Origin of the sequence: Salinivibrio sp. ML198 (genome assembly GCF_001996015.1) — a bacterium.
Taxonomy (GTDB): Bacteria; Pseudomonadota; Gammaproteobacteria; order Enterobacterales; family Vibrionaceae; genus Salinivibrio; species Salinivibrio siamensis.
Window position 1 is genome coordinate 53,559 of the sequence record NZ_MUEZ01000016.1, and the last position, 14,328, is coordinate 67,886.

At 53.4% G+C, this 14,328-nt stretch carries 15 protein-coding genes; 7 read left to right on the forward strand and 8 right to left on the reverse strand.

The window, feature by feature from the left end; translation table 11 throughout:
• Positions 1-107 precede the first annotated feature (107 nt).
• Together rarD and BZG25_RS12010 are read left to right on the forward strand one after the other, a co-directional pair.
• Positions 108-1,040 carry an EamA family transporter RarD gene (gene rarD / locus BZG25_RS12005; RefSeq protein WP_077639140.1) on the forward strand — a complete coding sequence of 311 codons (933 nt, stop codon included), beginning with the start codon at positions 108-110 and terminating at the stop codon, positions 1,038-1,040.
• Positions 1,037-1,681: a LysE family translocator gene (locus BZG25_RS12010; protein ID WP_077579513.1), complete on the forward strand. Its 645-nt coding sequence runs from the start codon at positions 1,037-1,039 to the stop codon at positions 1,679-1,681. Before rarD ends, BZG25_RS12010 begins: the two co-directional genes overlap by 4 nt.
• 86 nt (positions 1,682-1,767) lie before the next feature.
• Here BZG25_RS12010 and uvrD read toward each other — a convergent pair whose 3' ends face one another.
• Positions 1,768-3,948, reverse strand: coding sequence for a DNA helicase II (gene uvrD, locus BZG25_RS12015; RefSeq protein WP_069360776.1), 2,181 nt, complete (start codon positions 3,946-3,948; stop codon positions 1,768-1,770).
• A 241-nt stretch (positions 3,949-4,189) separates the two neighbouring features.
• Between uvrD and BZG25_RS12020 the strand changes: the two genes are divergently transcribed.
• From BZG25_RS12020 to BZG25_RS12035, 4 genes are read left to right on the forward strand one after another with little or no spacing between them, the layout of a single operon-like run.
• Positions 4,190-4,450 carry a DUF2282 domain-containing protein gene (locus tag BZG25_RS12020; protein WP_046074463.1) on the forward strand — a complete coding sequence of 87 codons (261 nt, stop codon included), beginning with the start codon at positions 4,190-4,192 and terminating at the stop codon, positions 4,448-4,450.
• Between the two features lie 54 nt (positions 4,451-4,504).
• Complete coding sequence (locus BZG25_RS12025) at positions 4,505-5,344, forward strand: DUF692 family multinuclear iron-containing protein (protein ID WP_046074464.1); 840 nt, start codon at positions 4,505-4,507, stop codon at positions 5,342-5,344.
• Complete coding sequence (locus tag BZG25_RS12030) at positions 5,341-6,081, forward strand: DNA-binding domain-containing protein (protein ID WP_077639137.1); 741 nt, start codon at positions 5,341-5,343, stop codon at positions 6,079-6,081. Before BZG25_RS12025 ends, BZG25_RS12030 begins: the two co-directional genes overlap by 4 nt.
• A gap of 3 nt (positions 6,082-6,084) precedes the next feature.
• On the forward strand, positions 6,085-6,528 hold the full coding sequence (locus BZG25_RS12035; RefSeq protein ID WP_046074465.1) for a DoxX family protein: 444 nt from the start codon (positions 6,085-6,087) through the stop codon (positions 6,526-6,528).
• Here the strand turns inward: BZG25_RS12035 and BZG25_RS12040 are convergent.
• The 6 genes from BZG25_RS12040 to BZG25_RS15905 are packed head-to-tail and all read right to left on the reverse strand — an operon-like array spanning position 6,525 to position 11,139.
• A complete protein-coding gene (locus BZG25_RS12040) occupies positions 6,525-7,253 on the reverse strand; it encodes an HAD-IA family hydrolase (protein WP_157891182.1) in 729 nt (242 codons plus the stop codon). The two genes, BZG25_RS12035 and BZG25_RS12040, sit on opposite strands and share 4 nt — an antisense overlap.
• A gap of 1 nt (position 7,254) precedes the next feature.
• Positions 7,255-8,226 carry a tyrosine recombinase XerC gene (gene xerC, locus BZG25_RS12045; RefSeq protein WP_077579516.1) on the reverse strand — a complete coding sequence of 324 codons (972 nt, stop codon included), beginning with the start codon at positions 8,224-8,226 and terminating at the stop codon, positions 7,255-7,257.
• Entirely contained in the window at positions 8,223-8,915 is a 693-nt protein-coding gene (locus tag BZG25_RS12050; protein ID WP_077579517.1) for a DUF484 family protein, read from the reverse strand. Before BZG25_RS12050 ends, xerC begins: the two co-directional genes overlap by 4 nt.
• Positions 8,912-9,742, reverse strand: coding sequence for a diaminopimelate epimerase (gene dapF / locus BZG25_RS12055; RefSeq protein ID WP_077579518.1), 831 nt, complete (start codon positions 9,740-9,742; stop codon positions 8,912-8,914). Before dapF ends, BZG25_RS12050 begins: the two co-directional genes overlap by 4 nt.
• 8 nt (positions 9,743-9,750) lie before the next feature.
• Complete coding sequence (lysA, locus tag BZG25_RS12060) at positions 9,751-11,004, reverse strand: diaminopimelate decarboxylase (protein ID WP_046074470.1); 1,254 nt, start codon at positions 11,002-11,004, stop codon at positions 9,751-9,753.
• A gap of 24 nt (positions 11,005-11,028) precedes the next feature.
• A complete protein-coding gene (locus tag BZG25_RS15905) occupies positions 11,029-11,139 on the reverse strand; it encodes an LPS translocon maturation chaperone LptM (RefSeq protein ID WP_046074471.1) in 111 nt (36 codons plus the stop codon).
• Positions 11,140-11,216: 77 nt separating this feature from the next.
• Here BZG25_RS15905 and cyaY point away from each other — a divergent pair, with 77 nt between their 5' ends.
• Positions 11,217-11,528 carry an iron donor protein CyaY gene (gene cyaY, locus BZG25_RS12070; RefSeq protein ID WP_046074472.1) on the forward strand — a complete coding sequence of 104 codons (312 nt, stop codon included), beginning with the start codon at positions 11,217-11,219 and terminating at the stop codon, positions 11,526-11,528.
• 42 nt (positions 11,529-11,570) lie between these two features.
• Here cyaY and BZG25_RS12075 read toward each other — a convergent pair whose 3' ends face one another.
• A complete protein-coding gene (locus BZG25_RS12075) occupies positions 11,571-14,156 on the reverse strand; it encodes a class I adenylate cyclase (RefSeq protein WP_077579519.1) in 2,586 nt (861 codons plus the stop codon).
• Between the last annotated feature and the right edge of the window lie 172 nt (positions 14,157-14,328).

A 14,328-nucleotide genomic window follows, 5' to 3' on the forward strand; every position in this document is an offset into this window, starting at 1 on the left:
GCACAGAGAAAGGTGCTTGCGCCCGCCCTTACAACTTGTTACATCTAGGCAACATGCACACGTTCGTGTTCATCCCTGACCGACACTTATAACGAGACTGCGCTGTGATTCCTGATCCAAAACGCACACGCCAAGGCGTGTTACTGGCCCTTGCGGCCTACATTATGTGGGGTATCGCCCCCATGTACTTTAAAACGGTCAACCATATTCCGGCGCCGGAAATTTTAGCGCACCGGGTATTGTGGTCGTTTGTTTTTTTGGCATTACTGCTTTTTTTCACCCGTCGTTTTTATCAGCTCAAGCCGATTATCCGCGAGCCGAAAAAGCTGTTGATGTTGATGCTCACCTCTTGCTTTATTGGCTGTAATTGGCTGATTTTTATCTGGGCGATTGTCAATAACCGCATGCTAGATGCCAGCCTTGGCTACTACATTAATCCACTGGTGAACGTAGCGCTGGGGATGATCTTTCTTGGTGAGCGTTTCCGCCGTCTACAGTGGCTTGCGGCCGCGCTAGCGTTGGTAGGGGTATTAGTACAACTGATCACCTTTGGTTCACTGCCTTGGATTGCGTTGGTGCTGGCCAACAGTTTTGCGATTTACGGCTTACTGCGCAAAAAAATCAATCTCCCTGCGGTGCCGGGTTTGTTTGTGGAGACCTGCACACTCTTGCCCGTTGCGCTGATTTATCTGTGGCAGTTTGCCGATACACCCAGCGCCAACCTGCTCGATAATCCCATCAGCCTGAATATGCTACTGGCCGCTGCCGGTTTGATCACGACGGTGCCTTTACTGTGCTTTACCGGCGCCGCCACCCGCTTACCCTTGACGGTATTGGGCTTTTTCCAATATATCGGCCCCAGCTTAATGTTTTTACTTGCCGTCGGCTTGTATGACGAACCCTTTACCCCAGATAAAGCCACCACCTTTGCCTTTATTTGGGCCGCCTTGGCGATATTTAGCTTTGATGCCTATCGAGCGAAACGACAGCAAGAAGCCAAGATAGAGACCACGCCTTTGTCAGCAGGAAAATCAGGATGAATGAGTTCGCTATTCTCGCCACGCTGGCGGGGGTACATATGGTTGCGCTGCTCAGTCCCGGGCCCGACTTTGCCTTGGTGCTCCAAAATGCGACCCGTTATGGCCGTGCCACTGGCTTGGCGATTGCGCTGGGGTTATCGCTCAGTATTTTGGCGCACACAATACTGAGCATTACCGGCATCAGCCTGTTGGTACATCAGCACCCGCAACTGTTTATGTGGGTGCAGGTGGCAGGGGGCAGTGTGCTGATGTATTTAGGTCTTAGCGCGATTAAAGGTTTGCTCGCCGCCACCACAGCGCCAGTGCAAACCGCCAATGATGCGCCTGCGGTACGCGGCCAAAAACAGGCCTTTTGGAAAGGGGTGCTGACCAACCTTTTTAATCCGAAAGCCTTGGTGTTTTTTATTTCGTTGATGAGTACCTTGGTGCCGGCCAGCATGTCTGCCAGCGGCAAAGCCATGGCCGTGGCGGTGGTGTTTCTGCTCTCATTAGGCTGGTTTTCGTCACTCGCCTGGCTGCTATCAGGCAGTCGCGTACAGCAAGTGCTCACCAAAGTCGCCCCAGTTATCGATGGCCTGTGTGCGTTGTTGTTTTTGCTGCTAGGTGGCGCGGTCGTTTGGCAAGCCGGCGTGTTCGGCTAACGATGCAGCTGAAAAACGCAGGTGATAGGATAAATACCAACACGCCCAGCCGAGGCTGGGCGTTTTTTGGCGTTAACCGGTCGAGCTTAAAGCGCTTCCAGTTTGGCGTACTGAGTCACCAACCACTTAATCCCTTCCCCATTAAAGGCAACTTGCACGCGGCTTTGTCCGCCACTGCCTTCAAAGTTGATGATGGTGCCTTCACCAAATTTAGGGTGTTGAACCCGCTGACCCAAACTAAACCCGGTTTGGTTAAAGTTCTCCTGAGTCTGCGTTTTGGAAAAACGGCCACCGCTTGCGGCAGGGCGTGAGACATTGGCACGCATCCGCACTTCTTCCAAGCAGGCCTCGGGCAGCTCACGAATAAAGCGCGAGATCTTATGGAACATATCTTTGCCGTACACACGGCGCATTTCTGCGTAGGTCAGATAGAGCTTTTCCATCGCTCGCGTCATGCCGACATAGCAAAGGCGACGCTCTTCTTCTAAGCGGCCCGCTTCTTCGGCTGACATCTGGCTGGGGAACATACCCTCTTCCACCCCGACCATAAAGACTAAGGGGAATTCGAGGCCTTTGGCACTGTGTAAGGTCATCAATTGGACCGCATCATCAAACTCGTCCGCTTGGCCTTCACCGGCCTCAAGGGCGGCATGGGCCAAGAACGCCGACAGCGGTGTCATCCCTTCCGCTTCCGCCTCTTCAGGAGGCGTAAATTGGCGCGTAGCCGTCACCAACTCTTCCAAGTTATCGACACGCGCTTGCGCTTTTTCACCTTTTTCTTGCTCGTACATGGCGCGCAAGCCGGAGTGACGGATCACCGCATCGGTTTGTTGATACAGTGCCATGTCACGGGTGTCATCTTCTAGCGCATTGACCAGCTCGATAAACCGGCCCAGCGCATTGGCTGCGCGTCCTGCCAGTGCTTTTTCTGCCAAGATTTGCTCGGCCGTGTGCCATAAGGTTTGGCCACGATCGCGCGCCGCGCCACGAAGCGTCTCAAGGGTGCGATCACCAATCCCCCGAGTGGGCGTGTTTACCACCCGCTCAAACGCCGCATCGTCATTGCGATTCGCCATCAAACGTAAATAGGCCAGCGCATCTTTGATTTCCTGACGTTCGAAAAAGCGCATGCCGCCGTAGATACGATAAGGGAGACCGGCTTGAATTAAGGCTTCTTCCAGCACCCGAGATTGGGCGTTGTTGCGGTATAAAATCGCGCTGTCGGTGAGCGCGCCGCCTTCGTCTTGCCAGGTTTTGATTTTCCCGACCACAAAACGCGCTTCATCCAGCTCATTAAAACCGGCATACACAGAGATGGGCTCACCCTCTTTGCCCTCGGTCCACAGGCTTTTGCCCATCCGGTCGGCATTGTTTTCAATCAGGGTGTTCGCCGCTTGCAAAATCGTACTGGTTGAGCGGTAGTTTTGCTCCAAACGAATGGTCTGCGGGGTGGTGAAATCATCCAGAAAACGCTGAATATTTTCGACTTTCGCGCCACGCCAACCGTAAATGGATTGGTCGTCGTCACCGACAATCATCACATGCGCCTGTTGGCCGGCCATCATACGCAGCCACGCATATTGGATGTTGTTGGTATCTTGGAACTCATCCACCAAAATGTGCTGGAAACGCGCTTGGTAGTGTTCGCGGATCACCGCTTTATCGCGCAATAACTCTAACGTTCGCAGCAAGATCTCGGCAAAATCCACCAAACCGGCGCGATCACAGGCTTCTTGATAAGCCTGATAAATCCGCAGCCAAGTACTTTCAACCGGATCATGGCGGGTATCAATGTGCTTGGGGCGCAAGCCTTCATCTTTTTTGCCATTGATATACCAACTCGCTTGCTTGGCGGGCCAGTGTTTTTCATCCAAGTTTTGCGCTTTAATTAACCGACGTAGCAAACGCTGCTGATCGTCTGAATCAAGAATTTGGAAGTCTTGTGGCAGGTTGGCGTCTAAATAGTGGGCACGGAGAATACGATGGCAAATGCCGTGGAAGGTGCCACACCACATGCCAGAGGCGGTGCCTTGCATCAATTGCTCGATACGACCGCGCATTTCCGCTGCCGCTTTGTTGGTGAAGGTGACCGCCATCACCGAGAACGGCGATGCCTCTTCGACCCGCATCAGCCAAGCCATACGATGAACCAGCACCCGGGTTTTACCACTGCCAGCACCTGCCAACACCAAATGGTTGCCGAGCGGCGCGGCCACGGCTTCACGCTGTTTGTCGTTGAGTCCGTCAAGAAGAGTTGATACGTCCATCGCCACCTGCCATTTTACTGGGTATTTATACACTGGTTAGCGATTATACCAGCTCGCCACTAAATTGCGCGCCCGATCCCGACGCAACTTTTTTAAACAATAATTCAGCAGGTTAGCCACCAGCACGCAAAAAATCGCTTAAGTGGTGAAAGATTGCGCAGTGTTTTCCTATCTTGGTTTATATGCCCACCACCAATCAGTGGGCTGATAACACCAACACGGAACAAGAAGAGGAAGCATGATGAAACATACTAACCTAGCGGTTGCCGCCGCTGTCACAGGATTGCTGGCCGTAGGCGCGACCACACTCACTAGCGCACCGGCCCATGCGGCAGAAAAAGAAAAATGCTATGGCGTCGCCAAAGCCGGACAAAATGACTGCGCCACCAACACCAGCTCCTGCGCGGGCACCTCCACCGAAGACGGCCAAAAAGATGCGTTTGTGATGGTACCAAAAGGCTTATGCGATCGCTTAGCCGGCGGCAGTACCTCGTCATCGTGATATGGCGCGCCCGGGCTAACCCCGGGCTTTGTCATTTGACTACAAGGAGCAACCATGGATGAGGCAACCGTTTTGACCGGCGTGGGGCTCAGACAACCACATCTCGCCTACTTCGACCAATATCGCCCAAAGCTTGGCTGGTTAGAAATTCACAGTGAAAACTATTTCCGTCCCCACCGTCCTGCCTTCTCAACCCTGATGCGGTTACGTGAGGATTACGCCATCAGCTGTCATGGCGTGGGATTATCGCTGGGGAGCGACGAGCCGCTTGATCGGGCACATTTAGACAAATTGTGTACACTGGTCAAACACGTCGAGCCACTGTTTGTGTCTGACCATTTAAGTTGGAGCCGGATAGACGGGCAGCACTTTCACGATTTACTCCCCCTCCCTTACACCGAGCAGGCATTGCGGGTGTTTTGCACCAATGTGCAACAGGTTCAAGACGCGCTGCAGCGTCCTCTGCTGATTGAGAACCCATCGAGCTATTTAAGCTTTGCTCAGGGTGACTACCACGAATGGGACTTTCTCGCCGAAGTACACGCTCGCACGGGCTGCGATTTACTGCTCGATTTAAATAACGTTCATGTCAGCGCGTTTAACCATGATTTCAGCGCCAGCACCTACCTTGACGCGATTCCCGCCCATGCGGTGAAAGAAATTCACCTTGCTGGGTTTACCGTCAAACACACCCCCGCAGGAGAAATTTGGATAGACACCCATAACCAGCCGGTTAGCGAGGCGGTGTGGACGCTCTATCAACAGTGGATTGACCGCCACGGCCCTCGCCACACCCTCATTGAGTGGGATAGCGACTTGCCCGCGCCCGAGCGATTGTTAGCAGAAGCAGCCAAAGCCCACCACCGACTGGCTCGACATAAGGAGGCGGTATGACGCTGGCAACCTTGCAGCAGGCCTTTGCTGCCACATTGCGAGATGACCCTCAGCCGCTGCCGATAAAAGATGGTCGCGTTGCCGCTGACAAGCGATTGCAGATTTATCGCAACCATTATGTGATCACCCTCACTGACACGCTAAAATGCGTGTATCCCAAGACCTGTGCACTACTGGGTGAGGCGTGTTTTGATGCGGTAGCGCGTCATCATGCGATGGTGCATCCCCCGCAAACCGGGGTGATGGAAGACTATGGCGCACAGTTCGATGCGACCTTGCGCGTCCTGCCCAATATTATCGAGCCCGTGCCTTGTTGCGCCGAACTTGCCCGTTTTGAGTGGGCGCAAGTGGTGCTCACTCTCACCCCTCCCTCTCCGGCGTTTGAAGGCAGCGCGCTCGCGTCGCTAAGCCCTGAGCAACAAGCGCAGGTTTGTTTACCGCTCAACCATCAAGCGCGTCTATTTGAAAGCGACTACGCAGTCAGTGACGTGTGGCAAGCGATCGCCACGGAGCAGTTCGAAGGCTTGGTGGTCGAGAAGCCGCAAGCTTTATTACTGGTTGCTAACCAAGACAAGGTGCATTGGTACGCGCTCAATACCCATCATGTCAGTGTGCTCAACGCCTGCCCACACACTCCATTAGGCGCCCTGTCAGAGACGCAACTGGCATGTGTGTCTGAGCTCGCGGCCATGAATGCATTTACCACCCCAACGACTGCCTGCAATGCTAAGGAGTAAGCCATGTGGCTAACCACAATCAATCACACCTTCGCCCGCGCGCTTACCCCACTGCAACCGCTACTTCTTCTGGTGGGTCGCGTCTATGTAGCGTGGATTTTTTTTCAATCCGGGCTGATCAAATACCAAAATTGGGACAGCACCCTATACCTGTTCGAGTATGAGTATCAAGTGCCGTTGCTGCCGTGGCAGCTGGCCGCTTATTTAGGGACCGCGGCGGAGCTGATTTTGCCGATATTTGTTGCTTTGGGCCTGCTCGCACGGCCAATGACGTTGGCGTTATTTGTGTTCAACATCGTCGCGGTCGCCTCCTACCCACTGCTATGGGAGCGTGGCTATGATGACCACATTATGTGGGGCGTGATCTTGTTGGTGGTCAGTGTGTGGGGGCCGGGTTGGCTTAACCTCGATAACTGGCTAACCCGCAAACCAAGCGGCACCCATTAGCGGTGCCGTTGCTGAATAAGGGTATCGAGCTCAGATAAATCGTCGATCGCCACATCCGGTAAGGTGCGTCCTTTATGCATCATGGGGGATTGGCGCTCTGGGCGGATCCAACATGCTTGCATGCCCGCTTGGCGCGCGCCAGCTACATCCGAACTTAAGTGATCGCCCACATGTAAAATACGCGCCGGGGCGATGCCTAAGGCCTGCGCAGCTTTATCAAACATCTCTGGACTCGGCTTGGCCGCCCCGTGTTCACCGGCACGGAAAATATGCTGGAAAAACGGCGTCAGGCCAATCGCATCGGTGTCGACGTTACCGTTGGTGATGGCCACCAATGGCAGTTTCTCGGACCAGGCTTTTAAGTAAGCCAAACTTTGCGCCGGCGGAGTAAAGTCACTGCGATATCCGCAAAAGAAGGTGGTCGCCGCTTGGGCTTGTGCGCGCGCCTTCTCCGCAGTTAAACCAACATGTTCACCGGCAAGCGTCAGCTGGGCAACCCGCATCGCGGTAACATCAAAGCGTTGGGCAGGGTTCTGGTCACGGGCTTGGCGGCGAAATCCCGCAAGTGTGGCTTTATCAAGCGCGGCGAGCGGCGGGCAGTGCTCACTCAAATAGTCGTTTAGCGCCGCCTCCGCACGTGCGATCACCGGCCAGTTATCGTACAAGGTATCATCCAAGTCAAAACTCACCGCATCAAACGCGTTTAAGCGACGATAAAATTTCATATCACGACTCCGAGTTGTTTTTTTTACCTGCGCGAGGTTTGCTAGCCCCTGTGCTGCGGGCACGGGGATGCGCCGCGTCATATACTTTCGCCAAGTGTTGAAAGTCCAAATGGGTATAGATTTGTGTGGTACTTAAATCGGCATGGCCGAGCAGCTCTTGCACTGCGCGCAAATCCCCGGACGACTCCAGCATGTGAGTGGCAAAACTATGACGCAGTTTGTGAGGATTAATGTGGCTATTCACCGCCTGCTTTTGTCCCCACTCCGCCATACGTTTTTGCACGCTACGGTGCGAAATTCGCTGGCCAAGTTTAGAGATAAATAGCGCCTCTTCTGGCCCTTTGAGGAGCTGGTTACGCACTTTCAGCCAGTTCATTACCCAAGTTTTGGCCATGCCGGAAAAAGGCACGATGCGCTCTTTTTCCCCTTTACCGGTGACACGCAAATCCCCTTTACGTACCGAGACATCACGCACGTTTAAATCAACCAGCTCGGCTAAACGCAATCCTGCGCCATACATCAGCTCCATCATCGCCCGATCACGCACCGACAGCGGGTCGTCTTGATCCACCTCGAGCAGTTGATTCATTTCATCCACATCAAGGTTTTTCGGCAACTGACGCCCTTGCTTAGGCGCGGCGACCCCTTTGGCCGGATTAGCCGCGAGCTGCTCGGTGAGAACGAGGTAGTCGAAAAAGCTGCGCAGTGCGGACAGCCGCAACGCAATACTGCCCGGTTTAAGGCCATCGCGTTTGGCTTGGCTCGAAATTTGTCGCACCCAATCCGCATCCACGTCTTGCCAATGGGCGATACCCCGCGCGGTCAGAAAGTCGACAATCTTATCTAACTGGCGCTGATAATTGCGTTGCGTATGGGCACTAAGGCCCCGTTCGCTGAGCTGATATTGATAAAAGCGGTCGAGCGGGACCGTCAGTGAACGGGGAGCAGCTTGGTCAGGCGTTACCGCTGTCACTGACGCTCACCCTTTTTCGCCCATTGGCTGCATAATATGGCCAAGTGCGAGGCCAGCTGTTCGATAAAAAGGGTGTCCATGTCTGGTTGAAAGTGCCCGCCATCTGCGCTTGCAAAGCTCAACAGTCCCCACTCTTTGCCTTCCCCTTTAATCGGTACCAGCGCAAAAGAGCCTAGCTCCGGTGGCGTTGCCATCACCGCTTCTGCATCCACACGGCGTAAGCGCCCAAGATAGCAACGACGACCAGCAAAATGATGGCTTTTTAATTGATCCACCGCCTGACGCGAGATGGTCTGCAGCCCATCGATAGGCGCATATACCCGTAAACTGACGGTCAGTTGCAGTTGCTTGCTAAGTGCCGTTAACGCCGCTTGCACCGCCTGTGGCGTGTTGGCACGCAACAGTGCCTGATGCGCTTCAGCAAAAGCTCGAAACAGCGCATCGTTTTTCGCCCCCAGGCTCATCAGTTGGGTAATGTCTTCTTCCAACTCCGCCACCCGCTCACGCAGGCGCTTGAGTTGAATCTCCACCAGCGATACCGCGCCTTGCTCACCGTGTGGCACGGTCAGCTGCGTCAGCAAATCGCGATGGCGAATAAAAAAATCTGGATTGTCTTTTAAATACGCCGCCACCGCCTCGTCGCTTAGTGGCATGGTTTCCAGTGTCGAGGCTTCTACCCCATCATTCATAATTGCAATTGTCCATCAAATACATGTGTCGCTGGGCCTGTCATTGATAAGGGATGGCCCGGCCCACGCCAGCGAATGCGTAGATCTCCACCGGGTAAACTCACCGTTACTTGCTCATCCAGCACGCCTTGTATAATCCCGACCGCAACCGCGGCACACGCGCCACTGCCACAGGCTTGGGTTTCGCCGGCACCGCGTTCGTACACTCTAAGCTTAATCGCATTGCGTGAAAGGATCTGCATAAAGCCGGCATTGACCCGCTCAGGGAAGCGTTCGTGACTTTCAAGTAACGGCCCCAAGGTGTCCACGTCGGCGTGGTCGACATCCTCAACCACGGTCACCACATGCGGGTTGCCCATGCTCACGGCGCCAACAAATAAGGTCTGCTCCGCCACCCGCATTAAGTAGGTTTTCTCTTGCGAGTTGGCACGAAACGGAATTTTTCCCGGCGTGAACTCCGGCTCGCCCATGTTCACGCGTACTTGATTGTCGTTTTCAATGTGCAGCAGCATTTTACCGGCTTGGGTGCTCACGCTGATCTGATGCTTATTAGTCAGGCCTTTCATTCGCACAAAGCGCGCAAAGCAGCGCGCACCGTTTCCGCATTGCGAGACTTCCGATGCGTCAGGGTTAAAAATTCGGTAGTGGAAGTCTGTTTCGGGATCGTAGGGCGGCTCAACCACTAAAAGCTGATCAAATCCCACCCCACGATGACGATCGGCCAGACGCCGAATCAGATCCGGCGAAAAGAACGCGTTTTGCGTGACACAGTCAACCACCATGAAGTCGTTGCCCAGTCCGTGCATTTTTGCAAACTGTACCTGCATGCCAATCCTTATTCTGGTAGGCGCTGTTCAAGCTGCCATAACGACGCCAAGTTCTCGCGCTCGCGCACAAGGTGTGCCTGGTCGCCATCGACCATCACTTCGGCAGGACGGCAGCGTGAGTTATAGTTTGACGCCATCACAAAGCCATACGCGCCGGCTGAGCGCACCGCCAGCAAATCGCCTGCTTCTAACACCAGCGAGCGATTTTTACCTAAGTAGTCACCCGTTTCACACACCGGGCCAACCAAATCATAGGTTTGCGGTTCACCGTCGCGCGGCACCACGGGAATGATCTCTTGATAGGCTTGATACAGGGACGGACGAATTAAGTCGTTCATCCCCGCATCGATAATGGCAAAGTTTTTGTGCTCACTGTGCTTGAGGAATTCGACCTTGGTCAGCAACACCCCTGCATTGGCAGCAATCGCACGGCCCGGCTCAAAAATCAGCTCAAGATGACGATGATTGTCCAAACGCGCCAACAGCGCTTTGGCATATTCCGATGGCTGCGGCGGTTTCTCGTCGCTGTAGGTCACGCCTAAGCCGCCACCCACATCGAGATGGCGAATAGAAATGCCTTCATCGCCCAAGGTATCAATCAGCGCCAGCAAACGGTCAGTGGATTCAATAAAAGGCGCTAGCTCGGTTAACTGCGAGCCGATATGGCAATCAATACCTTCGACCTTAAGGTGTGGCAAGCTGGCCGCATAACGGAAGCTCGTCAGCGCTTGATCAAAGGCAATGCCAAACTTATTGTCTTTCAACCCGGTAGAAATATAAGGGTGAGTATTGGCATCCACATCGGGGTTAATACGCAGCGATATCGGCGCTTGCACACCCAACTCGCCCGCCACTTGGTTTAAGCGATCGAGTTCAGAGTGAGATTCCACATTGAAGCACTTGATGCCTACTTCCAGCGCACGACGCATCTCTGCGGCCGTTTTGCCCACGCCAGAAAACACCACTTTCGCGGGATCACCACCGGCGACGAGCACGCGCTCAAGCTCACCTTGAGAGACAATATCAAACCCTGAGCCCAAGCGTGCCAGCACATTTAATACGCCAATATTGGCGTTCGCTTTAACGGCATAACACACCAAATGCGGGTGGTCGCCCACGGCGCGGTCAAACGCGTGCCAATGGCGCTCAAAGGTGGCACGCGAGTATACGTACAAGGGCGTGCCGTGGTCGTGGGCCAGTTGGGTCAAGGGCAGTGATTCAGCCCACAGCTGGCCGTCGTCCTGATAATTGAAATAGTCCAAGGTGCTCTTCCCTGTCGTCGTTGGTTATTGATTTTGCGTCGGTTGTTGGTCCGGATAATACAGGGGCCCTTGTTGGCCACAGCCGGTCAGTGTCATGATGCCAGTGAACATCAGTAAAATGACGAGTTTTCGCATAGTGAATGCCAGTGATTATCGAGTCAATGCCCTCTATAATCGCATCACAACCATGAAAAGCAATAGGATGTAACGGGATGAACACAACGGAATATCATCAGTTGGTCGATTTACAAATGCAGGCCATTGAAGAAGGTATCGATGACTCAGGCGCCGACATCGATTATGAGAGCGTTGGCAACGTGATGACGCTGGAGTTCGATGATGGCAGCCAGATCATCATTAATCGCCAAGAGCCCATGCAAGAAATTTGGGTGGCGTCAAAAAGTGGTGGGTTCCACTTCGCCCTCAAAGACGGCGAGTGGACCTGCAGCAAAACCGGCTTGATCCTGATGGATTTAGTTCAGCAAGAGTGCAGCAAGCACGCTGGCGAACCTATTTCTTGGTGATACATGGTCACGCATAAGCGCCCGCGGCTCGGGCGCTTATGCTCACTTAAATGATGCGACTTGCCCGGTAAACCCGCCTTGAGAAGGCGGACGTGGTGGCTGCCACTGACCATCACATTTAAAGGGCAAGGCTTGGGTGTCGCCCCCGTCATCGGTGACAATCTGATAAAACTGCGGCAAATTAAAGTTAATGAAGTTCGCGCTGTAGCTGTAACGGTCGTGGGACGAGGTATAAAAACGGTTTACGCCCTGTACCATTTCGGTTTTATCCCCGCTGCACTGGCGATACACTTCCACCCGATTGTTCTCGTCGAGAATATAGAGGTTGTAACCATTGGTACAATCTTCAAAGAAAAACTGTACTAAGCCCTCGCTGGCATACGCATCCACGACTTCCGGCGGATGCACATCCTGCGGATTATCCACCACCATCACTGGCGTGCCGTTTACCTTGTTGGTGGAAATACAGCGATAAAAGTCGACCGAGTTTTCCAACCGCTGGACTGACACACCACGACGCTCAAAGAACAAACCATGAGTTTGCTTGCCGATGCGTAAGGCTTTAAAACGACGACGCTTCTCTTTTTCAACCGGCTTTAAACGTAATTCAATGCACTCAGCCACCAGTTGGTAAACCAAGTTTCGGATTAAACCGCGCATTTTGCTCGAATAACAGAACACATCGACTGACTCAGGCGGCACCGCATCCTGGTGCATTTTACCCAACATGGTTTTTAGCGCTTCCAAAATGGCATCGTCGCCACGGTAATTGAGCGTGCGCACTTCGTTCCATGAGTTGCGGTAAACGAGGTCAACACTCCCCACCAAGCAGGTTTGTTCAGGGCCATAGCTAAAAATATCGCTATTTTTAAAATCAAAGCGCATCGACGGCTTTTTGTAGGCTGATGTCGGATCGTGCTCCAGGTTGACAAACAAGGCGAGCTGACGGATTTCGCATGGGCTCGACAACGCATCCAGCGTCGGACGTGGAGGGTTGAGCGAGAAGGTATTACGAATATCACTGACCAGCTGATACAAGGTATCAATATCAACATCGGCGTCGCGTACCACGGTATCCAGGCGTGTAGACTCTGTTAGCAGCCCATTGAAAAATGCCCAAGCGACCAGCTTGGAGAGGTAGCTGTTGTGCTCAAGTGGGGCACGACCGATGATATCGACCGGATCAAGCGAGTGCTTATACAAATACCATCCCGGCGCATTAGTGCGCCCCTCCGGTACTTGAATAAAGGTGAGATCCGGTTCGTGTAAGTCTGGCGAAATTTGCGGGTTGAGCAAGGTGACTTTACCCGGCAACTCTTCAAATGCCGCGTAGAGCTTGCGGGCGAGAATGCTGATGTCTTGCGGGCTAATCGCGGATGTAATGTCGTTACGGCGCGCAAAGCGGATCAGGTTCCGATAACTTTGCATCAAAGCATCAAGCAATTCATTGTGGGCGTGCTGTACTTCCTCGACTTTCCAATGGCGACGATTATCGAGATACGCCAATGCCTGTTCATCCCAGCCCCACTCACGCGCCAATAAGCGCAGCACTTCGCGGCGCCAAGCGACCGAACCAGTCGCTGGGGACTGGGTCAATTTCTCATGGGTTTTAAGGTAAAAACAACGACGAACCAAATCTAAACGGCGCGTGTCACCAATCGACTCCAAGTAACGGGTGACTTTTTCCAGCATCAGATAATAAGCATCAGATTGATACACATCGACCCAGCCTGCATAGAAGCGGCGTTTGCCATCCACACTCAAAAGCTGGGTGCCGGGATACTGCCACGAGTAGGCCTCGAGCAAAATCGCTTTGAGCACCGACTTATACGGCGAATCAATGCTTTTATACAGCTGCCACAAACTCGAGCCAAAATATTCTTCGGCCGGGATGGTCGGCAGGCCGCCAAAATCGACCCAATCACGACGGTCAAGGCCATGTTCGGCTACCAGTGTGTCGACGTACTCTTCATAACAGCCTTCCATCTCTGGTGGTACCATGTACCACAACAGCTTTTGCCCGGCGAGTCGCATAGAGGAGCGATAAAACTCGTCCAGCAAAAGGAAATGCTGGCTGGTGCCACAGTTATCGCTGGTCATCGCTTGGGAGAGATGATGACGAAAGCGCCCCTCACAAACCACAAAAAAATTGGCTTCTATCCCTTGGCTTAACGCCCATTCCGAGATCGCCATGCATTTGGCATCAAGCTTATCGCGCTGAGCGGCCGTTACAGAGGCATCGATACACACCCAAATATCGAGATCACTGGTGAGGCTTTGCCCCATCGAGCCGGTACTGCCCATGGTATACATGCCTTTGATCGGATGGCGCTCACGACCTTCCACGCAGGCGGTTAAAGAAGAGAAGCGGGTGTTTGAGTGGATCAGGCAATCAGAGACAAACTCTCGTTGTGTCTCATCGAGCGCGTAATCAGCAATACCGAAAGGCACGCTGTCGCCACAAAACCCGGGTAATGCGGGGTGATTTAGATGTAAAAGCACTGGCAGCACATCAAAGATAGCTTGCGCCTGACGGCTCATCGCGGACCGCGCGCGATCCATTCTCACGCGGTTAAACGCTTCTATGCGCTCAGTTTGCTGTTCTACGTATGTTTGCAAGGCAATCATCCAGATTCGTTGACATCCCGGTCAACAGGTCGACGTTACTGTCTTCACCGTATCCGCCCAATTGCAGATAACAAAACGTGATCAATGTAACACTCTCGACAACTCGGGTAAAGCCAATAACCCCGATGCCTGTGTGGTGGTATCAACATCGCACTATAGGTGCTTTTTGAGA

Excerpts from the sequence above, each read along its gene's own strand:
- BZG25_RS12020 (WP_046074463.1), top strand. The coding sequence starts at position 4,190 with ATGAAACATACTAACCTAGCGGTTGCCGCCGCTGTCACAGGATTGCTG.
- BZG25_RS12030 (WP_077639137.1), top strand. The coding sequence starts at position 5,341 with ATGACGCTGGCAACCTTGCAGCAGGCCTTTGCTGCCACATTGCGAGAT.
- dapF (WP_077579518.1), bottom strand. The coding sequence starts at position 9,742 with ATGCAGGTACAGTTTGCAAAAATGCACGGACTGGGCAACGACTTCATG.
- BZG25_RS12025 (WP_046074464.1), top strand. The coding sequence starts at position 4,505 with ATGGATGAGGCAACCGTTTTGACCGGCGTGGGGCTCAGACAACCACAT.
- cyaY (WP_046074472.1), top strand. The coding sequence starts at position 11,217 with ATGAACACAACGGAATATCATCAGTTGGTCGATTTACAAATGCAGGCC.
- BZG25_RS12040 (WP_157891182.1), bottom strand. The coding sequence starts at position 7,253 with ATGAAATTTTATCGTCGCTTAAACGCGTTTGATGCGGTGAGTTTTGAC.
- BZG25_RS12050 (WP_077579517.1), bottom strand. The coding sequence starts at position 8,915 with ATGAATGATGGGGTAGAAGCCTCGACACTGGAAACCATGCCACTAAGC.
- BZG25_RS12035 (WP_046074465.1), top strand. The coding sequence starts at position 6,085 with ATGTGGCTAACCACAATCAATCACACCTTCGCCCGCGCGCTTACCCCA.
- BZG25_RS15905 (WP_046074471.1), bottom strand. The coding sequence starts at position 11,139 with ATGCGAAAACTCGTCATTTTACTGATGTTCACTGGCATCATGACACTG.
- BZG25_RS12010 (WP_077579513.1), top strand. The coding sequence starts at position 1,037 with ATGAATGAGTTCGCTATTCTCGCCACGCTGGCGGGGGTACATATGGTT.
- uvrD (WP_069360776.1), bottom strand. The coding sequence starts at position 3,948 with ATGGACGTATCAACTCTTCTTGACGGACTCAACGACAAACAGCGTGAA.
- BZG25_RS12075 (WP_077579519.1), bottom strand. The coding sequence starts at position 14,156 with ATGATTGCCTTGCAAACATACGTAGAACAGCAAACTGAGCGCATAGAA.